Origin of the sequence: Phytohabitans rumicis, from assembly GCF_011764445.1 — a bacterium.
GTDB lineage: Bacteria > Actinomycetota > Actinomycetes > Mycobacteriales > Micromonosporaceae > Phytohabitans > Phytohabitans rumicis.
Genome location: NZ_BLPG01000001.1, coordinates 3,704,624 through 3,723,864 on the forward strand (window position 1 = coordinate 3,704,624; position 19,241 = coordinate 3,723,864).

The 19,241-nt window shown below is 70.7% G+C and carries 18 protein-coding genes, 4 tRNA genes and 2 pseudogenes; 1 reads left to right on the forward strand and 23 read right to left on the reverse strand.

Features of this window, described 5'->3' with window-relative positions:
* Window positions 1–28 precede the first annotated feature (28 nt).
* From rplK to Prum_RS16380, 11 genes are all read right to left on the reverse strand, one after another.
* A complete protein-coding gene (rplK, locus tag Prum_RS16330; RefSeq protein ID WP_173077345.1) occupies window positions 29–460 on the reverse strand; it encodes a 50S ribosomal protein L11 in 432 nt (143 codons plus the stop codon).
* A 137-nt stretch (window positions 461–597) separates the two neighbouring features.
* Window positions 598–1,293, reverse strand: a complete 696-nt coding sequence (gene nusG, locus Prum_RS16335) for a transcription termination/antitermination protein NusG (protein WP_173077346.1) — start codon at window positions 1,291–1,293, stop codon at window positions 598–600.
* A 22-nt stretch (window positions 1,294–1,315) separates the two neighbouring features.
* Entirely contained in the window at window positions 1,316–1,693 is a 378-nt protein-coding gene (gene secE / locus Prum_RS16340) for a preprotein translocase subunit SecE (RefSeq protein WP_173077347.1), read from the reverse strand.
* 109 nt (window positions 1,694–1,802) lie between these two features.
* Window positions 1,803–1,875 (reverse strand) — tRNA-Trp (locus Prum_RS16345).
* A 103-nt stretch (window positions 1,876–1,978) separates the two neighbouring features.
* Entirely contained in the window at window positions 1,979–2,374 is a 396-nt protein-coding gene (locus tag Prum_RS16350) for a MaoC family dehydratase (protein WP_173077348.1), read from the reverse strand.
* 1 nt (window position 2,375) lies between these two features.
* Window positions 2,376–2,822 carry a MaoC family dehydratase N-terminal domain-containing protein gene (locus Prum_RS16355; RefSeq protein WP_173077349.1) on the reverse strand — a complete coding sequence of 149 codons (447 nt, stop codon included), beginning with the start codon at window positions 2,820–2,822 and terminating at the stop codon, window positions 2,376–2,378.
* Between the two features lie 67 nt (window positions 2,823–2,889).
* Window positions 2,890–3,057 (reverse strand): 50S ribosomal protein L33, encoded by a 168-nt coding sequence (rpmG, locus tag Prum_RS16360; protein WP_167925014.1) that lies wholly within the window; start codon window positions 3,055–3,057, stop codon window positions 2,890–2,892.
* 100 nt (window positions 3,058–3,157) lie between these two features.
* A tRNA-Met gene (locus tag Prum_RS16365) sits at window positions 3,158–3,230 on the reverse strand.
* A gap of 24 nt (window positions 3,231–3,254) precedes the next feature.
* Window positions 3,255–3,327: transfer RNA gene (locus tag Prum_RS16370), tRNA-Thr, on the reverse strand.
* A 72-nt stretch (window positions 3,328–3,399) separates the two neighbouring features.
* Entirely contained in the window at window positions 3,400–5,937 is a 2,538-nt protein-coding gene (locus Prum_RS16375; RefSeq protein WP_173077350.1) for a putative bifunctional diguanylate cyclase/phosphodiesterase, read from the reverse strand.
* A gap of 633 nt (window positions 5,938–6,570) precedes the next feature.
* A tRNA-Tyr gene (locus tag Prum_RS16380) sits at window positions 6,571–6,651 on the reverse strand.
* A 130-nt stretch (window positions 6,652–6,781) separates the two neighbouring features.
* On the opposite strand from Prum_RS16380, the gene Prum_RS16385 reads away from it, so the two are divergent.
* Window positions 6,782–7,282, forward strand: coding sequence for a YajQ family cyclic di-GMP-binding protein (locus Prum_RS16385; RefSeq protein ID WP_173077351.1), 501 nt, complete (start codon window positions 6,782–6,784; stop codon window positions 7,280–7,282).
* Here the strand turns inward: Prum_RS16385 and Prum_RS16390 are convergent.
* From Prum_RS16390 to Prum_RS16445, 12 genes and pseudogenes are all read right to left on the reverse strand, one after another.
* A complete protein-coding gene (locus tag Prum_RS16390) occupies window positions 7,266–8,561 on the reverse strand; it encodes an MFS transporter (protein ID WP_345536424.1) in 1,296 nt (431 codons plus the stop codon). The two genes, Prum_RS16385 and Prum_RS16390, sit on opposite strands and share 17 nt — an antisense overlap.
* Window positions 8,562–8,825: 264 nt before the next feature.
* Entirely contained in the window at window positions 8,826–9,701 is an 876-nt protein-coding gene (htpX, locus tag Prum_RS16395) for a zinc metalloprotease HtpX (RefSeq protein ID WP_173077353.1), read from the reverse strand.
* A 110-nt stretch (window positions 9,702–9,811) separates the two neighbouring features.
* A complete protein-coding gene (locus tag Prum_RS16400; protein ID WP_173077354.1) occupies window positions 9,812–11,242 on the reverse strand; it encodes an NADH-quinone oxidoreductase subunit N in 1,431 nt (476 codons plus the stop codon).
* Window positions 11,239–12,717: a complex I subunit 4 family protein gene (locus tag Prum_RS16405; RefSeq protein WP_173077355.1), complete on the reverse strand. Its 1,479-nt coding sequence runs from the start codon at window positions 12,715–12,717 to the stop codon at window positions 11,239–11,241. Before Prum_RS16405 ends, Prum_RS16400 begins: the two co-directional genes overlap by 4 nt.
* Window positions 12,714–14,468 carry an NADH-quinone oxidoreductase subunit 5 family protein gene (locus Prum_RS16410; protein WP_371871236.1) on the reverse strand — a complete coding sequence of 585 codons (1,755 nt, stop codon included), beginning with the start codon at window positions 14,466–14,468 and terminating at the stop codon, window positions 12,714–12,716. The genes Prum_RS16405 and Prum_RS16410 overlap by 4 nt, the downstream gene beginning before the upstream one ends.
* Window positions 14,469–14,520: 52 nt before the next feature.
* Window positions 14,521–14,835, reverse strand: coding sequence for an NADH-quinone oxidoreductase subunit NuoK (gene nuoK, locus Prum_RS16415; protein WP_173077356.1), 315 nt, complete (start codon window positions 14,833–14,835; stop codon window positions 14,521–14,523).
* A gap of 8 nt (window positions 14,836–14,843) precedes the next feature.
* Window positions 14,844–15,334, reverse strand: a pseudogene (locus tag Prum_RS16420) (NADH-quinone oxidoreductase subunit J family protein); the annotation flags it as partial.
* 5 nt (window positions 15,335–15,339) lie between these two features.
* Window positions 15,340–15,837: pseudogene (locus tag Prum_RS16425) on the reverse strand (NuoI/complex I 23 kDa subunit family protein); the annotation flags it as partial.
* A gap of 335 nt (window positions 15,838–16,172) precedes the next feature.
* Window positions 16,173–16,700, reverse strand: a complete 528-nt coding sequence (locus Prum_RS16430; RefSeq protein WP_173077358.1) for an ester cyclase — start codon at window positions 16,698–16,700, stop codon at window positions 16,173–16,175.
* An 11-nt stretch (window positions 16,701–16,711) separates the two neighbouring features.
* Window positions 16,712–17,674 (reverse strand): complex I subunit 1/NuoH family protein, encoded by a 963-nt coding sequence (locus tag Prum_RS16435; RefSeq protein ID WP_173077359.1) that lies wholly within the window; start codon window positions 17,672–17,674, stop codon window positions 16,712–16,714.
* Window positions 17,674–18,246, reverse strand: a complete 573-nt coding sequence (locus tag Prum_RS16440; protein WP_173077360.1) for an NADH-quinone oxidoreductase subunit C — start codon at window positions 18,244–18,246, stop codon at window positions 17,674–17,676. Before Prum_RS16440 ends, Prum_RS16435 begins: the two co-directional genes overlap by 1 nt.
* A gap of 76 nt (window positions 18,247–18,322) precedes the next feature.
* Entirely contained in the window at window positions 18,323–19,231 is a 909-nt protein-coding gene (locus tag Prum_RS16445; RefSeq protein WP_218577260.1) for a carbohydrate kinase family protein, read from the reverse strand.
* Window positions 19,232–19,241: the final 10 nt, after the last annotated feature.

The window sequence follows — 19,241 nt, forward strand, 5'->3', positions numbered from 1 at the left end:
CCCGAGCGGACCCTCCCACGTACAGCGGTCAGTCCTTGACGGTGATGCCCATGGAGCGGGCGGTGCCGGCGATGATCTTCTCGGCCTGGTCGATGTCGTTGGCGTTCAGGTCCGACATCTTCTTCTCGGCGATCTCGCGCAGCTGGGCGCGGGTGACCGAGCCAACCTTCTCGGTGTGCGGCGTGCCGGAACCCTTCGGCACGCCGGCGGCCTTGATCAGCAGCCGGGCGGCGGGCGGGGTCTTCAGCACGAACGTGAAGGACCGGTCCTCGTACACGCTGATCTCAGCCGGGACGATGTCGCCCCGCTGCGACTCGGTCTGCGCGTTGTACGACTTGCAGAACTCCATGATGTTGACGCCGTGCTGGCCCAGCGCGGGGCCGACCGGCGGTGCCGGGGTCGCCTGACCCGCCGGCAACTGCAGCGTGAACGTCTTGACGAGTTTCTTCTTCGGAGGCATGGCTCTTCCTGGGCGTGTGGTGACGTGTTGTTGAGATCCTCGCCGACCTTCGGTCGGCTCAGGCAGACTCACGGCCATCGACGCGCGCACGGTCAAGCGCGGCCGACAGGCCGACGGTCAAGCGTAACGCAGACCGATTAGATCTTGGCGACCTGGTTGAAGTTGAGCTCGACCGGGGTTTCCCGCCCGAAGATCGACACCAGCACCTTGAGCTTCTGCTGATCGGCGTTGATCTCGCTGATCGTCGCCGGCAGCGACGCGAACGCCCCGTCGGTGACGGTGACCGAGTCGCCCACCTCGAAGTCGAGCACCTTGACCTCGGGCTTGGCCTTCTTCTGCTCGGTCTCGACCGCGGGCGCCAGCCACTTGAGCACCTCGTCGAGCGACAGCGGCGCGGGGCGGTCGGCACGGTCGGTCGCGCCCACGAAGCCGGTGACCCCGGGGGTGTTGCGCACGCAGGAGTACGACTCCGGGGTCAGCTCCATCCGGACCAGGATGTAGCCGGGAAAGACCTTGTTCTGCACCTGGAGGCGCTTGCCGTTCTTGACCTCGACCTCTTCGCGGGTCGGCACCTCGACCTGGAAGATGTACTCCTCCATGTCGAGGCTCGTGATCCGGGTCTCGAGGTTGGTCTTGACCTTGTTCTCGTAGCCGGCGTACGAGTGCACCACGTACCAGTCGCCGGGCGCGTAGCGCAGCTTCTGCCGCAGCTCGGCGACCGGGTCGTAGTCGCTGTCCGGCTCGGCGACCGGCGCGTACTCCGGCTCGCTGGCAGCCGTCGCCACCGCGGACTGCTCGTCGGCGGTCCCAGCGGTCTCGTCGTACTCAGGCACGCTCGCTCACTTCCGTGTGTCTTTATTCCTGGTTGCCGAAGACGAACAGCACGCCCTTGGCGAACCCGAAGTCCAGTCCGGCCACGATCGCCAGCATGAACGCGACGAACACGACCACGACCGCGGTGTAGGTCAGAAGCTCCTTGCGCGTCGGCCAGATGACCTTACGCAGCTCCGCCACGACCTCGCGGACAAACCGCACGAGCCGGCCGAATATGCCCACCCGGCCGGTTTCCTTCTTGGCCTTGGGCTTGTCCGACTCCGCCTTGGGGCGCGCACGAGTGGCCACGCCGCCGCCCGAAACGGGCTCGTCGTCGGCGTCATCGTCGACAGCGTCGTCGAAGACCTCGTCGAGGTCGTCGTCTGCGGCGTCATCGTCGCGCCGGTTGCTCTCGGCCACTTCGCCCTCCGTGGGGGTGGTTGTCACATCAGCCGCCCAACGGACCCGGGAAGAGCCACGGCCAGCAGAGCCGGCGGGACCCACCCCGGGGCCGGTCAGGCCTAAGGCGCAGGGGCGACAGGACTCGAACCTGCAACCTGCGGTTTTGGAGACCGCTGCGCTGCCAATTGCGCCACACCCCTGTGCGGGAAGTCACCCCGCTCGGGGCACACCCGAGCAGGGGTCACTACCCCACGGCGGACCAGTGTACGGGTAGCCGCCGGAGTTTCCCAACACCGGTACCCGCTAAGGACTTTCACGACGGACGATCGCCCGTGCCTGGGACAGCACCTTTTCCCCGTGACAGGTCGCGGTGATCTCGATCCGCGTGTCGCCGCCCTCGGTTTCGCCCTTCACGACGCCGCTCACCTGGACCTCGGTGCCCTCGTCGTCGTCCGGCACCGGCACCGGCCGGGAGAACCGCACGCTGTACTCCACCACCGCGTCCGGCGCGCCCGCCCACGCGGTGACCGCGCGGCCGACCAGCGCCATGGTGAACATCCCGTGCGCGATCACGCCGGGCAGGCCGACCTTGGTCGCGATCCGCTCGCTCCAGTGGATGGGGTTGAAGTCGCCCGACGCGCCCGCGTAGCGGACCAGGTCCGCGCGGGTCACCCGGTAGGTCTGCACCGGCAGATCCATCTCAGCCCTCCCCGCGTACGACGAGCTTGGACCAGACGCTGACCACCGGCTCGCCGGCGGTCGTGGTGACGTCGGTCCGAGTGGTCAGGAACTCGTGTCCACCGCGGGAGATGATCTCCTCGATGGTGTTGACGCAGACCAGCTCGTCGCCCGCCACCACCGCGCGGGTGTACGCGAAGCGCTGCTCGCCGTGCACCACCCGGCTGTAGTCCACGCCCAGCTCGGGGTCGTCGACGATCTGCCGGCTCGCGGCCATGGTGATGACGACCGGGAACGTGGGTGGCGCCACGACATCCGCGTAGCCGCCGGCGCGGGCTGCCTCCGGATCGAGGTACAGCGCGTCGTCCGCGCCGATCGCGCGCGCGAACTCACGGATCTTCTCGCGACCAACCTGGTACGGAGCGGTCGGCGGATATGTCCGGCCGACGAAGGAGAGGTCCAAGGGCATGCCAGCGAACCTACCGCCAGCGGGTGCCCTCGCGCTCAGCGCGTCTCGCACTGAGCCCGATGACCGCTTAGCGAGTCTCGCGGTGTGCGGTGTGCTTGCCGCAGCGCGGGCAGAACTTCTTCAGCTCGATGCGGTCCGGGTCGTTACGACGGTTCTTGCGCGTGATGTAGTTGCGCTCTTTGCACTCCACACACGCCATAGTGATCTTGGGACGGACGTCGGTCGCCTTAGCCACGGCGGAGTGCCTTCCTCGTCGACTTGCTCGTTTACCGGCACGCAAGCGTACCCGGACACGCGAAGCGGACGCCAGCGGGGTGGCGTCCGTTACGTTTGCGTAGCGGTGGCCGGACTTGAACCGGCGACACAGCGATTATGAGCCGCTTGCTCTGCCATCTGAGCTACACCGCCGTGATGGGTCAAGTAGACCCTCTGAGCCCCCTTACGGAATCGAACCGTAGACCTTCTCCTTACCATGGAGACGCTCTGCCGACTGAGCTAAGGGGGCGCGTGCGCCTGGGTAAGAGTACACGGCGCCCTCCGCCTCACGAAATCGGATAGCCGTGTCGCAGCATGCGGTCTAGGTCACGGCGCGCAGCCTGCGGACCTCGCCCAACGGCGTCGGTTCGGCCTCGGTGCGGGCGCCGAACCACGCCTCCAGCCGCTCGTACGGCAGCGGGCGGCTGAACAGGAAACCCTGGCCGATCTCGCAGCCCATCTCCTTGAGCAGCTCGAGCGTCAGCTCGCTCTCCACGCCCTCGGCGACCACGGTCAGCCCGAACTGCAACGACAGCGCGACCACGGCCCGCACGATCGCCAGATCGCCCGCGTCCGTCGCCATCCCCTGCACGAACGACCGGTCGATCTTCACCTCGTGCACCGGCAGCCGCCGCAGGTACGACAGCGACGAGTACCCGGTGCCGAAGTCGTCCACCGACAGCCGTACCCCCAGGTCACGGAGCCGGCGTAGGGTGGGCAACGGGCGGTCGTTCGGGCCGACGACGCCGTCTTCCTTGATCTCGAAGGTCACCTGCTCGGGCGCCACGCCGTACTCCCGCAGGAGCGCGTCGACGCGGCCCGGGAAACCCGGGTCGACCAGCGTACGCGGGGAGAGATTGACCGCGACGGACAGCGGGCGGTCCGCGTCGGCCCACTCCCGGCAGCGCCGCAGCCCTTCCTTGAGGACCGCCTCGGTGAGCCGGCCGAGCTGGCCGGTGTGCTCCGCCACCGCGACGAAGTCCTCCGGGGCGACCGCGCCGTGCGCCGGATGCTCCCAGCGGGCCAGGCACTCCACCCCGACCAGCCGGCGGTCGGTCAGCGTCACCTTCGGCTGGAAGTAGACCTCCAGCTCGTCGTTGTCGAGGGCGCGGCGCAGATCGCCGGCCAGCTCCAGCCGGCGCACCGACCGCGACTCCAGGCCGGCGCTGAAGAGCTGCACCCCACCGGGCACGGACTTCGCGGCGGTCGTCGCCACGTCGGCCCGCTGCAGCAGCGTCGCCGGATCGCTTCCATGATCCGGGTGTACGACGACGCCGACGGCTGTGTCGACGTCGATGGTCAGCGTGCCGAACTTGATCGGGTCGCGGACCTGCTCGCGCAGCTCGACGGCCAGCAGGGTGGCCGCGTCGGCGCTCTCCGAACGCAGCGTCACCACGAACTCGTCGCCACCCACCCGGCCCACCAGGGCCGCCGGCGGGGCGAACGCGCGCAGCCGCTTGGCGACCTCGGCGAGCAGCTTGTCGCCGGCGGCGTGGCCGAGCGACTCGTTCACGTCGCGCAGCCGGTCGACGTCGAAGAGCAGCACCGCGACCACCTCGCCGGGCGCCCGGACGATGACCGACTCCTCCAGCGCCTCGGTGATCCGCCGCCGGTTGGCCAGCGCGGTGAGCCCGTCGTGGTACGCGTCGTAGCGCAGCCGGTCGACCAGCCGCGAATTTTCCACCGCGACGCCGGCGTGCGCGGCAATCGTCTCCAGCACGCGGACGTGGCCGGACGTGAAGTCGCCGATGTCGCCGAGCCGGTTGACCACCTCGAGCGTCCCGATGACCGCCTTGCCCGAACGGAGCGGGGTGACGATCAGGTCCTTGACTCCGCTCTCGCGCAGCGCCTGGCGCAGCGCGTCGTCGGCCTCGAACCGCGACCCCGCCGCCACCGTACGGCCGCCCGCCTCCTGCGCCCGGGCCCGGACGAGCGCCGGCGTCGGCACGACGTCGAGCAGCCCCGAGTCGTCGACCCGGGCGGAGAGCAGCACCTCAGGGTGCCGGCCCTGCGCCGGCAGCCACAGCGCCGCGTACTCCGCCTGCACCAACGCGCGGACCCGGAAGAGCAGGTCGTCGGCGAGCCCGCCGTCCTGGCCACCCTTGCCGATCGCCCGGCTCAGGTCGTACAGCTCGGAGAGCATGCGGTGCTGGCCCAGGAACTGCGCGTACGAGCGGTACATGAGCAGCATGACCACGGCCAGGCCCAGCACCAGCAGGGCCGACCACGGGGTCACCTTGAGGACGAGCAGCACGATCAACCCGACCGCGACGTTGACCCCCACGGTCATGAGCAGCATGCGGTATCCGGTCCGGACGACCTCACGCCCGGCCGCGAGCCCTTGGATGACGGCGAAGACGCCGACCACCGAGACGAAGGTGGCCAGCGTGTACGTGGCGACGGCGGCGAACAGGATCCCCCACGTGCCCGGCCCGACGCCCCGCATCGGGGGCAGCGCCAACAGCACCACGCCAGCGAGCGCGGTCGCGGCCGCAGCCCTGGCCACGTTGAACCAGAGCTTGACGGGCGGGAGCCGGCGGCGCAGCTGACCCACCAGCGCGGCGATCGTGAAGACCAGCACCACCACCACGGGTGGCAGGAAGAAGAACGCCAGCACCATCGGGATCTCGGTGACCACGACGGTGACGCCGTCCCGGCGTACGACGAAGGGAAGGATGACCACCTCGACGCCGACCGTGATCGCCAGCAGCAGAGCCGCTACGGCGAGATCATTACCGGTGACGGAGTCATCGACCAGCGCCAAGCCGGTCGTCAGGATGACAGCGAAAAGCCCCAGTGGGCCCGTGATCAACCAGGCATCCTCGGCCGTGCGTCGTCTGGGCGCCTGCCGCGAAGACATGCCAATCAGGGAGTCGAGGAGACGGACCACTCAAACCCGGCGAGCGGTGCGCTCCATTCGAACCCCATGGTGGTGAACCCGCCAGACCCCGCGACCACGCCGATCGCGAAGGCCAGCGCGAGAGCCAAGCCGGCCAAGCGGCCTAGTCTGCCTGCACGCATCGAACGCTCCTGTCGGGGTAACCGCATGTGACTGCCATCTAAGATGGTGAAGCCCATCGTGCCACACCTACGGCTCGTGACACATCCTGATCCGCCGCTAAGAACCACACTGCGCAAAAACATGTCTGAACGGCTGATCGAAAGCTTAGGTAGTCATTAGGGCCCCACCTGCAACGGGAGTTTACGCAGCCCCGGGCCCGTTGGCGAGCCCCGTCCGCGGTGTTGAGAAAGACCCGATTTTCCCGTCTCCAAGTCGGAGCAAGACTCACTTTTGTGCGTGATTTGCGGAGCTTCGCCACTCGGTCTCGTTTGTCCGTAGCTCGCCGCATCGGTCCGTTACGGAGGGCTCGTTCCCTGTATGCCACTTACGCCCCTCAGCTCCGCAGGCCCGGGTGCGGCGTCCACTGTGGTCGGCGACGGCAACGGGAAAGCCCCCGCCAGCGTCGGCTGACGGGGGCTTTTGCCCAGCAAGTGGCGGGTAGAGGATTCGAACCTCTGTAGCTTTCGCGACGGATTTACAGTCCGCTCCCATTGGCCGCTCGGGCAACCCGCCTAGGGCGTGCCGCCACGGCGATCGCGGCAGCGGAAGCAAGGATAGCGGTTGCACCGGCCCATCACGCAACCGGGTACGGTCGGCATGTCACGGCCCCGAGAACATCTTCATATCGTCGCAAAGCAGGAGCATGACCATGGCAGCCAACCCGTCGTTCGACATCGTCAGCAAGGTCGACCGGCAGGAGGTCGACAACGCCCTCCGGCAGGCGGAGAAGGAGCTCACGACGCGCTTCGACTTCCGCGGCACTGGGGCCCAGATCTCCTGGTCGGGCGAGGAAGCGGTCAGCCTCCAGGCGGAGACCGAAGACCGGGCCAAGGCCGCCCTCGAGGTCTTCAAGGACAAGCTGGTCAAGCGCAACATCTCGCTCAAGGCGCTGGACGCGGGCGAGCCCCGGACGTCCGGCAAGACCACCAAGATCGACTGCACGATCGTCCAGGGCATCGACCAGGAGAAGGCGAAGGCCATCGGGAAGAAGATCCGCGACGAGGGCCCCAAGGGCGTTCAGGCGCAGATCCAGGGCGACCAGCTGCGCGTCACCGGCAAGAAGAAGGACGACCTGCAGGCCGTGATCGCGCTGCTCAAGGAGTCGGACTTCGGGATCGCCCTGCAGTTCACAAATTACCGGTAGCGGCCAGCGTCCGGTCGATCCGGGCGGTGGCGTGCGCGTCCGCGCGGGCGATCGCGCCGGAGGGCACGCCGGCGACTAGCGCGGCCATGCCGACGGCCGCGCCGGCGAAGAGGAACGCCCACGGTACGCCGCCGGGCTGGTCCACGATCAGCCCGGCGACCGATCCGCCGACCGCCGTGAACGCCACCGCCACGGTCACCACCCAGGTGTACGCCTCGTTCAGCATGCTGCCCGGGGCGATCCGCCCGACCATGTTGTTCTCCACGGTCAGCGCGGGCGCGATGGTGGCTCCGCCGAAGGCCAGTGCCAGGCCGAGCGCGACCGGGCTGGGCATGGCGCTGAAGAGCACGAAGGACGCCGCGACCCCGCCCAGCAGCAACGCGAACTGCCGGGCCTGGTTGCGCGCCGGCCGACGGGTGCCGAACCAGAACCCGCCGGCGGCGCTGCCCAGCGCCCACACCGCGAGCAGGACACCGCCGAGGCTGTCCCCGTCGCTATGCCGGCTGGCGTACGCGGGCACGATCACTCCGGCGGCGCCGAAGGCGGTGCCGAGGCCGGCGACGCACACCAGCAGCGCCGGGAATCCGCCGATCCGCAGCGGCCCGAGCCCGCGCGCCCGCGCGTCGTGCGGGTGGCGGCGCCAGCCGCGCATCGCGGCGCCGCGGGCGACGGTCACCGTGCCCACGAGGGTGAGGACCGCCGCGCCGACGAGGGCCGCCGCCGCGTTGGACACCAGCACGAAGCCGGCCACCAGCAGCGGCCCGATCACGAAAACCAGCTCGAACAGCGAGGTCTCCGCGGCCAGCGCGGCGCCGCGTAGGTGATGACGGCCGCCGCCGGGCTCGGTCAGGTCGTTCCAGGCACCGCGGATCGCGGCGGTCAGCGGCGGGTACGTCGCACCGGCCACCCCCGAGGCCACGAACGTGAGCGGTAGCGCCTCGGCCCGGCTGGCGACCAGCAGGACGGCCAGTGCCACCGGGTGGGCGATGCCGGTCACCAGGAGTACGGGGGACGGCCCGATCCGGTCGGCGATGCGCCCCGCGACGGGGCTGAGCGCGGCGCCGGCGACCGCGTAGATCCCGCCGGCGATGGCGGCCGGCGTGTACCGACCGGTGACGTCCTCGACCAGCAGGAGCAGGGCCAGCGTGGTCATGCCGATGCCGAGCCGGGCGATGATTCCGACGATCAGGAGGACCGGGGCTCCGGGGATTCGCCACACCGCTAGGTACTGGCGCAACGCAGCCACAGCCGACCTCCCGTGTAATGACCGACGGCCCATCCGTCCCTAACGTACCGTCCGCGATCAAGGAGTTTTTCGCCGATCAAGGGCGAACGGCCGTGGATCGGAGATCAAAGCACGGCCGTATGCCCTTGATCGACGGGAAAGCCCTTGATCGACGCGGAAAGGGCCCGCGCGAAGAACGGGCAACGCGCGAAGAACGGGCAACGCGCGGAGAGCGGGCAACGCGCGGAGAGCGGACGGGCGGGACATGTAGGGGCCCGCGCGGGGAGGGAGGCGCCCCGCGCGGGCGAGGGAGGGGGGCTACATGCGCTGGACGGGGCCGGCGTTGGCGGCCATCTGCTCCAGCCGGCGGACGCGCTCCTCCATGGGCGGGTGGGTGGAGAAGAGGGACGCGATGCCGCCACCCCGGAACGGGTTGTCGATCATCAGGTGGGCGGTGGTCGTCAGCTGCCCGCTGGGCGGGAGCGGCATCTTCTGCGTGCCGTAGTGGATCTTGCGGAGGGCGGAGGCCAGGGCCAGCGGGTCGTTGGTCAGGCTGGCGCCGGACGCGTCGGCCTGGTACTCGCGGCTGCGGCTGATCGCCAGCTGGATCACCGAGGCGGCGATCGGGCCGAGGATCACCATGAGCAGCAGGACGGCCGGGTTGACGCCGTCGTCATCGTCGCCGCCGAGCGGGATGAAGAGCGCCAGGTTGGCGACGAACGTGATGATGGTGGCGAGCGCGCCGGCCACGCTGGAGATCAGGATGTCGCGGTTGTAGACGTGCGACAGTTCGTGGCCGATGACGCCGCGCAGCTCGCGGTAGTCGAGAATCTGCGTGATGCCCTGGGTCACCGCGACCGCCGCGTGCTTCGGGCTACGGCCGGTGGCGAACGCGTTGGGCTGCATCGTCGGGCTCACGTACAGGCGGGGCATGGGCTGGCCGGCCTGGGTCGAGAGCTCCCGGACCATCTGGTAGAGCGCGGGGAACTGGGCCTCGGTGACCGGCTGGGCCCGCATCGAGCGCAGCGCGATCTTGTCGGACCAGAAGTAGCTGACGGCGTTGATGCCCAGCGCGATCACCACGGCGATCATGAGACCGCCGCTGCCGCCGAGCCAGTAACCAAGGGCCAGGACGATACCGGAGAGCAGGCCGAGCAGGGCGGCCGTCTTGAGACCGTTCCAGTGGCTGTGCACTTTCACTCACTCCTTCAGCACCCGGGACCTCTACGGGCCCGGCAACCCGTTCAACAACGGGCCACCCTCCCCATCATCCGCGTACCGCTGTGAGTTGGCTGAGAGACCGTTCAGGACAGGTCGAGCACGACCTGAGGAGCGAAACCGGCCACGACGGCGGCGAGCGTCACCACGCCGAGGGCGGTGGCGACCACCCACGGCACCCGGACCCGCGGTGCCTGCGCCGGAGCCGCGTAGAGCACGGCGGCCACCCGGATGTAGTAGGCCAGCCCGATCACCGCGTTGATGGCGACCACGACGGCGAGCCAGCCGGCTCCCCCGTCCAGCAGCGACCGCACGATCACGACCTTGGCGAAGAGTCCGGCCAGGCCCGGCGGCAGGCCGGCCAGGCCGACGAGCGCGAGGACCAGCGCCGCGCCCACCCACGGATGCCGCCGCGCGGCGCCCCGGTAGTCGGCGATGAGACCGCCGTCCGCGCCCGGTCGCAGCGCGGCCACCGCGCCAAAGGCAGCCAGTTCCATGAGTACGTAGAAGACGGTGTACGCGATGGTCGCCGACACCGCGGTGGACAGCGCCTCGTCGGTGCGCCCGCGGGACAGCATGAACGCGCCCAGCGGGGCCAGGATGTAGCCGGCCTGGGCCACGGAAGACCAGGCGAGCAGCCGTACCATCCGGGTTTGCCGCAGGGCGACCAGGTTGCCGACGGTCATGGTCAGCACGGCCAGCACGGCGAGCGCCGGGCCGGCCAGGTCCAGGGCGGGGCGGAGCCCGTCGACGACGGCGTACAGGATCGCGATCACGCCGCCGAGCTTCGAGGCGGTCGACAGGTAGGCGGCGACCGGCACCGGGGCGCCGTCGTACGCGGCCGGCGCCCAGGCGTGGAACGGCACAGCCGCCACCTTGAACGCCAGCCCGGCCAGCACGAGCACCACCGCCGCGCCAGTCAACGGCAGATCGGGCAGCCCCGCGGCGAGCAGCGAAAGATGCACCCGGCCGGAGACGGCGTACAGCAGGGCGGCGCCGAGCAGGGTCACGGCGGTCGCCACGACGCTGACCACGAAGAACGTGACGGCTCCCTCGGCGCTCTCCACGGTGCGGCGGCGCAGCCCGACCAGGACGTACAGCGGCAGGGTGAGGGTCTCCAGCGCCACGATCAGCGTGATCAGGTCGCCCGCCGAGCCGAGGGCCACGCCGCCGGTCATCGAGCAGGCGAGGAGGAAGGCGTACTCCCCCGGCGGCACGTCCCGAGTCGCCGCGGAGAACCCGAGCACGCCCAGCGTCAGCACCGCGAAGAGGGCCGCGACCAGGGCGGACCGGTCGTTCGCGACGAACGAGCACGCGCCCGGCACGCAGAACGTCGCCCGGTCGTCGCCCAACCCCACGATCACCGCGCCGGCGGCCGTCGCGAGCGCGCCCACTGCCGCCACCACCAGGACCGCCGCCCGCCGGGCCACGATCAGGTCGGTCAACAGCACGAGTACGGCGGTGCCGGCCGCCAGGTACGCCGGCAGCAGCGCCACATGGTCCACGGACTGGGTCATGAGCCGACCACCGAGGTGAGCACGTTGATCGGGAAGTCCGACATGCCCAGCACCAGCGCCGGCAGCAGCCCGAGCACGAGCGCCAGCACCACCAGCGGCGCCCAGACCAGCACCTCCACGCGGGCCAGGCCCGGTGGCTCCAGCGCGCCTGCGGCCGGCCCGTGGGTGACCCGGCGCAGCAGCCGCAGGAAGTACGCCGCGGTGAGTGCCCCGCCGGCCGCCGCGACCACCCCGAGCGTGGTCCACAGGGGACCGCCCCGGTACAGGGCGGCCACCACGGCGAACGCCTCACCCCAGAAGCCGGCCAAGCCGGGCAGCCCCAGCGAGGCGATCGCGGCGAAGCCGAGGATGCCGGCCAGGGCTGGCGAGCGTTCCCGCAGCCCGCCCAGCCGCGTCAGGTCGCCGGTGTGCGCGCGGTCCTTGATGGCGCCGGCCAGGAAGAAGAGCAGGCCGGTGATGACGCCGTGTGCCACGTTGCCGATCAGCGCCGCCTGCAGGCCGGTCGCGGTCAGCGTGGCGATGCCGAGCAGCACGAAGCCCATGTGCCCGACGCTGGAGTACGCGATGAGGCGCTTCAGCTCGGTCTGCGCCAGGCACACCAGCGAACCGATCACGATCGCGGCGACGGCCAGCACGCCGAGCGCGGGCGCGGCCCACCGCGCACCCTCCGGGGTCACGCCGACGCCGACCCGGATCAGGCCGTACGTGCCCATCTTCAGCAGCACGCCGGCGAGGATCACGCTGCCGACCGTGGGCGCCTGGGTGTGCGCGTCGGGCAGCCACGTGTGCAGCGGCCAGAGCGGGCTCTTCACCGCGAACGCGATCGCCAGCAGGATGAACGCCGCTATCTGGGTGTTGCGGGAGAGCTCGAAGCCGCCGGTGAGCGCCACGATGTCGGCGGTGCCGGCGGACACCACCACGGTGAACACGCCGACCAGCAGCAGCACCGAGCCGAAGAGCGTGTAGAGCACGAACTTGCGCGCCGCGTGCGCCTTGCCCTCACCGCCCCAGATCGCGATCACCGCGTACATGGGCAGGAGCACGACCTCGAAGAAGATGAAGAAGAGCACCAGGTCCAGCGCCAGGAACGTGCCGAGGATGCCCACCTCGATCACCAGCAGCAGGGCCACGAGCGTGTTGCCCCGCCCGGGCTCCGGGACCCGCCACAGGGTGAACGCGCAACACAGCAGCGTCAGCAGCGCGGTGAGCACGATCAGCGGGTACGACACGCCGTCCACGCCGAGGTGAAAGCGCAGGTCGAGCCCCGGCACCCAGGACACGTCCATCTCGTACCACGGGCGCACCGCGGCGGAACCGTAGGCGAACCACGAGTCCCGGTAGAGCGGCACCGCCAGCACCAGGGCGACGGCGGCGGCGACCGTGCCGGCGAGGCGCCCGGCCCGATCCGGCAACGCCACGGCGCCGACCGCCCCGATGGCAGGCACGACGAGCACCGCGACGAGGAGAGCGTTCATCGCAGTGCCACCCCTGCCACCGCGAGCAGGAGCGCGGCGGTGAGGACCGCCGTCGCGGCGCGCGGCAAGCCGGTGCGGTGAGCCGCGGCGAGACGCTTCGCGGCGCCCACGGCACCGCGCCCCGTCCCCTCCACGGCACCGTCCACACCGACCTCGTCAGCGAGTCGCACCGCGCTCGCCAGGGCACGCGTTGGGCGTACCAGAAGAAGATGCTGGACCGCGTCGAGCCAGAAGGCGCGGGCGAAGGCCGGGACGGCAGGCACGCCGCGCCAGCCAACGGCGAAGCCGGCGGCCAGCAGCGCGAGCGGGAGCAGCAGCCAGCCGTCCACGTGGAACTCCTCCAGGTCGAGCGCGGACCGGAAGGCCGGGAGGAAGACGGCGAGGCCGAGTACGGCGCTGGGGATCGCGAGGAGCGCGACGGGCCAGCGCATGAGCGGCGGCGGATCGTGTGCGACCGCATCGGCCCTGGCCTCGCCCAGGAAGACGCCGCGGAGCAGGCGGGCGGAGTACCAGGCGGTGATGCCGATGCCGGCGAGGGCCGCCGACCAGACCAGCCAGCCGACCCACTCCGGCGCCGGGCCGTGCGGGTGGCGGGCGGCGTTGATGATGCCCTCCTTGCTCCAGAACCCGGACAGCGGCGGCAGCCCGGCCAGCGCGCCCAGCCCGATCGCGAACGACCAGAACGTCACCGGCATCCCCCGGCGCAGGCCGCCCATCGCGGACATCAGGTTGCTGCCGACCACGTGGATGACGCACCCGGCGGCGAGGAAGAGCAGGGCCTTGAACGCGGCGTGGGTGAGCAGGTGGAAGAGCGCGGCGGGGGGCGAGCCGACCGCCAGCGCGCCGGCCATGTAGCCGATCTGGGAGACCGTCGACCAGGCGAGGACGCGCTTGATGTCGTCTTGCGCGGTGGCGGCGAGCGCGCCGAGCAGCAGCGTGATGGTCGCCATGACCCCGAGCACGGCCAGGACGGTGCCATTGAAGATCGGGTAGAGCCTGGTCACCACGTAGATGCCGGCCGCCACCATGGTCGCCGCGTGGATGAGGGCGGAGATCGGCGTGGGGCCGGCCATCGCGTCGGGCAGCCAGGTGTGCAGCGGGAACTGGGCGCTCTTGCCGGCCACCCCGGCGAGCAGCAGCAGGCCGGCGACGGTGAGCGTGGTGGCGCTGTAGTCGTGCGCCAGGACGTCGTCGATGCGGAAGCTGCCGGCGCCGATGCCGAGCAGCGCGATGCCGAGGAGGAAGCCGACGTCGCCGACGCGGGTGACGATGAACGCCTTCACCGCGGCGGCCGGCGCCTCGGGGAGGGTGCGGTCGTGGCCGATGAGCAGGTACGAGCAGATGCCCATGACCTCCCAGCCGACCAGCAACATGATCAGGTCGTCGGCCACCACGACCAGCAGCATGGCGGCGGTGAAGAGGCCGACCTGGGCCGCGTACGGCGGGTAGCGGTCGTCGTGCGCCAGATAGGTGATCGAGTAGACCTGTACGGCGAGCGCGACCACGCCCACCGCGATGGCGACCAGGGCGGCCGGCTGGTCCACCAGCACGCCGAACGTGATCGTGAAGTCGCCGATCCTGACCCACTCGCGGCTGGATTCGACGGGGTTGCCGGCGGCTAGGGCGACCGCACAGACCAGCGCGGCAGCCGCACCGATGACCCCGAGCGCGGCGGCCGCCTTCCTGCTAGTCGTGAGAAGCCCGATGAGGGCGAGCGCGAACGGGATGCCCGGCAGCAGGTAGGCGATCACGCGGGGTCCCCGCGGAAACGTGGAGCGCAGCGGAGCGTTTTCGTGGGGTGCTTCATGCGTCCACCCGTTCGAGGGGGACCTCGTCGACGGCCACACTCGCCCGCAGGCGGTAGAGCTGAAGCACGATGGCCAGCCCGACGCCCACCTCGGCGGCGGCGATCACGATCACGAAGAGGGCGAAGACCTGCCCGGTGTGCGGGAGCGCGGCCCGTACCGTGGCGTCGGCGGTGATCAGGATCAGGTTGACCGCGTTGAGCATCAGCTCGACCGACATCAGCAGCAGTACGGCGTTGCGCCGGCGCAGCACGCCGTACACGCCGATGCCGAAGAGCAGGGCGGCGGTGACGTAGGGGATGACGGGCCTCATTGGTTCGCGCCTATGTCCGGCCGCGACACCACGATCGCGCCGACCAGGGCGGCGAGCAGCAGCACCGACAGCACCTCGAACGGGAGCACCCAGGACCCGAAAATCTCCGCGCCGATCCGTTCGGCGGTGCCGGCCTCCGGCAGGTCCACGGTGGACCACCGGAACGCGTCGACGAGCAGCGCCGTCAGCCCCAGCCCGGCACCGCCGCCCACCAGCACGGCCGGCCAGCCGGGCCGGTCCAGGTCGGCCGAGGCGCCGATCGGGGCGCGGGTCAGCATCACCGCGAAGAGCAGCAACACCACCACCGCGCCGACGTAGATCAACACCTGCACCCAGGCGACCAACTCGGCCGTGAGCACCAGGTAAAGGCCGGCCATCGCGCCCAGGCACACGACCAGGTAGAGGCCGGCGCGGACGAGATGCTTGGTGGTGACGACGAGCAGGGCGGAGCCCACCGCTACGGCCCGAGCCCGAGCAGCAGCGCGTCCGCGGCGGTCACGTCTGAGCCTTCTTGGCCGCCGCCGCCTCTTCCTTCGAGGGCTCACCGTTGGGATCGTGCGAGGGCGGCGGCGGCACGGTGGCCATCCACTCGCCGAGCCGCTCCTTGTCGTGCAGGAGGTCGCGGATGTCGTACTCGGCGTACTCGAACTCGGGCGTCCAGTAGAGCGCGTCGAACGGACACGCCTCGATGCAGATCCCGCAGTACATGCACAGGGAGAAGTCGATGTCGAAGCGGTCCAGCACGTTGCGCTGCCGGGCCCGGGCCGCGCCGGGCACGACCACCTCTTCCTTGTGCGAGTCGATGTAGATGCACCAGTCCGGGCACTCGCGGGCGCACAGCATGCAGACCGTGCAGTTCTCCTCGAGCAGCGCGATCACCCCACGGGTGCGCGGAGGCAGATCCGGCGCCACATCCGGGTACTGCTGCGTGTGCGACCGGCGGGTCATCGTCTTGAGGGTGACGGCCAGCCCTTTCGCCAGTCCTTCGCCAGGCACGCCCATGCCGCATATCCTGCCCCCTCACCCCTACAGCGCGAGCACCAAGGCCCTTCGCCCCACTCCTTCCCGTCGATCAGCCCCTCACCGCGCCTCCGCCGCGTTTCCCGCCGCGCCCCTCGCCGCGCCTCCCGCCGCGCCTCCCGCCGCGTCGATCAAGGACTTCCGCGTCGATCAAGGGCAAACGGCCGTGCTTTGATCTCCGATCCACGACCATTCGCCCTTGATCGACGCGGAAGTCCTTGATCGGGCTGAGGTGGGCGGGCGCTCGCCGGTCTCGCGGGCGGTCATGTCGGATACATCCGGGCGTAAGGCCCGCGGTAGCCCGACCGCTGCGGTGATCATGGAGTTGGCGTCCGGGCAAGCGCTCTCTCCACCGCCAACCTCATGATCACCGCAGGCCGGCGCCGATCAAGCGACCTTGGGGCGCTCCACTCACGCCGGCGCCACACCCGGAGGCAGAGATGGAGGGGGAGGAAATCCACGCCTAGTTGTTGAAGGACCTGGAAGAGTTCGTTGACGCTCCAGATGTCGCTGATCTTGCCGTCGGCGTCGAAGCGCAGGAAGGTGGCGCCGGAGTAGCTGACCACCTGGCCGGTGGGCGGGACCGGGCCGAAGGGGCCCATCTGGGTGCCGGCCGCGCGCCAGTGGATGGCCGCGCGCTCGCCGTCTACGAGCAGGTCAACGATCTTGTAGCGCTGGTCCGGGAACGACGAGCGGCGGTCCCTGTGCCAGGCCAGTACGCCTTCCGGCCCGGTCGTGCCCAGTCCCGGGCAGTCGCCGGCGACCAGGTCGTACGCCGTTTCCTCGCGCTCGCCGTTCCAGACGTCGGCCACGAAGCGCCGCGCCACGGAGTCCACATCGACCACGGTGGCGCAGCTTACAACAAGATCTTCACAGTTGCGGTCAAGACCAACTGGCCGAGCGCGATCGGCACGAGTACCAGCCAGCACAGCCGCTGGAGCTGGTCTTCGCGCAGCCGGGGGTACGCCACCCGCAGCCAGATGATCACAAAGGACACCGCGAAGATCTTGACTAGCGTCCACAGCCAGCCGAGGTAGTCGTCGCCGAACGGGCCCTGCCAACCGCCCAGGAACAGCACGGTGGTCAGGGCGGCGATCACCACGATGCCGACGTACTCGGCGAGGAGGAAGAACGCGAACCGCAGGCCGGTGTACTCGGTCATGTACCCGAAGACCAGCTCGGAGTCGGCGATCGGCATGTCGAACGGCGGCCGGCGGATCTCGGCGACCCCCGCGATGAAGAAGACCGCCATGGCGGGGGCCTGCCACAGCAGCCACCACGGCTCCCACGCGTCGACGATGCCGGGCAGGGAGAGGGTGCCGGCGGCCATGGCCACGCTGGCGGCGGCGAGCACCAACGGCAGTTCGTACCCGAGCAGCTGAGCGGCGGCGCGGAGGCCGCCCAGCAGGCTGTACTTGTTGGCCGACGCCCAGCCGGACATGAGCACCGCGACCACGCCGACGCCGACGACCGCGAGCACGAAGAACAGCCCGATGTCGAGCGGCTGCCCGACCAGGTCACCGGGGCCGAGCGGGATGACCAGCAGCGCGAGCAGGTACGGCAGCAGGGCCACCATCGGGGCGAGCCGGAAGACCTGCCGGTCCGCGGCGCGCGGGGTGACGTCCTCCTTCTGCACGAACTTGACCCCGTCGGCGATGAGCTGGGCCCAGCCGTGGAACGCGCCGGCGTACATCGGGCCGAGGCGACCCTGCATGTGGGCCATCACCTTGTGCTCGGCCTGGCCGATGAGCAGCGGCAGGGTCAGGAACGCGATCACCACGCCGGCGACCCGGATGGTGAGCTCCAGCCAGAGCGGCATCAGGCCGGCCCCCACTCGCCGGGTGCGGGCACGCCGGGTGGGCGCATCGGAGCACGCTTGGCGGTGCCGTGCTCGGATTCACCCGGCTCCTTCGCGCCGGGCCAAGCCTTCGCGACCCGAGACGCCAGCACGAACTCCTTGCGCAGCGGGTGCCCCTCGAACTCCGGCGGCAGCAGCAACGGCGTCAACCCCGGATGGCCGGGGAAGTCGACGCCGAACATCTCGTGCGTCTCCCGCTCGTGCCAGGCCGCCCCGGGGTAGATCGCCACCACCGACTCGACGGCGGCCGCGTCGCGGGGCACGCGGGTGCGCACCAGCACCCCGTGCCGGCGGCTCGTGGACCACAGGTGGGCCACGATCGCGAAGCCTTCGGCCAGTTCGTCGACCGCGGACAGCCAGTCGAAGAAGTCGCAGGCCAGGTCGGCGTCGTCGCGGGCCACCCGCAGGGCGGCAGCCCAGGCGTCCGGCGGCACGTCGACGGTGGCCCGCGCATACGCCTCGCCACCCGACACCGACGCCACCGCGTCGGGCACCCGACCACCCAGCCGCGCACCGACCTCTTCCGGCGTCATGCGAGGGATCTTACGGCCCCACCCCCGTGATCAGGGCGTCCCTCAAGTCGCTATGGCAACTTGAGGGACGCCCTGATCACAGAGGGGTCGTGGTGGTGACCGCCGCCGGGAGGAGGGACTCGATCTCCGCGCGCGGCGGGGGCGTGGCCCCGGGCCGGGCGCAGACCGCGGCGGCGGTCGCGCTCGCGTACCGCATCGCGCGCGCGACCGACTCCGCGGTGAGGTCGCCGCCCAGCGCGGACAGCAGCCCGGCCGTGAACGCGTCGCCGGCGCCGACCGTGTCGGCCACCGTGATGCGCGGCGCGGCACAAACCGTCAAAAGCCCATCGTGTACGCCGACCGCGCCCTGCCCGCCGCGGGTGACCACGACGACGCGCGGCCCGTACCCGGCCCAGCGGGTGGCGACGGCGACGTCCAACTCGCCCGGGTACAGCCAGCGCAGGTCCTCGTCGCTGACCTTGACCACGTCGGCGGCCCGGACGATCTCCTCGACCCGGGCGAGGGCGGTGGCCCGGTCGCCGACCAGTGCCGGCCGGATGTTCGGGTCGTACGACACGAGCGCGCCGGCACCGCGGGCCGCCTCGATCAGCGCCAGCACGGCCGCGTCGCCCGGCGCCACCGCGGTCGCCAGCGAGCCGGTGTGCAGGCAGCTGATCCTGGCGAGGTCCGGCGCGCCGGCGTACGCCCAGCCGAACCGGAAGTCGTACGTGGCGGCGCCGGTCTCGTCGATCCGGGCGAACGCCACGCTGGTGGTGTCGGTGCCGGCCAGGTCGGTCGGTGCGACGCCGTACTTCTCCAGGTGCTCGCGCAGCAGCCCGCCGAACAGGTCGGTGCCCACCTCGGTCGCGAACCGCACCTCGTGGTCGTGCGCGGCCAGCCCGACGGCGACGTTGAGCGGGCTCCCGCCCGGGGTCGCCACGAATTCCCACGTGCCACCACGGCTGATCAGGTCGACCAGACTTTCACCCACCACCAGGAACGCCACGAAGGTAAGG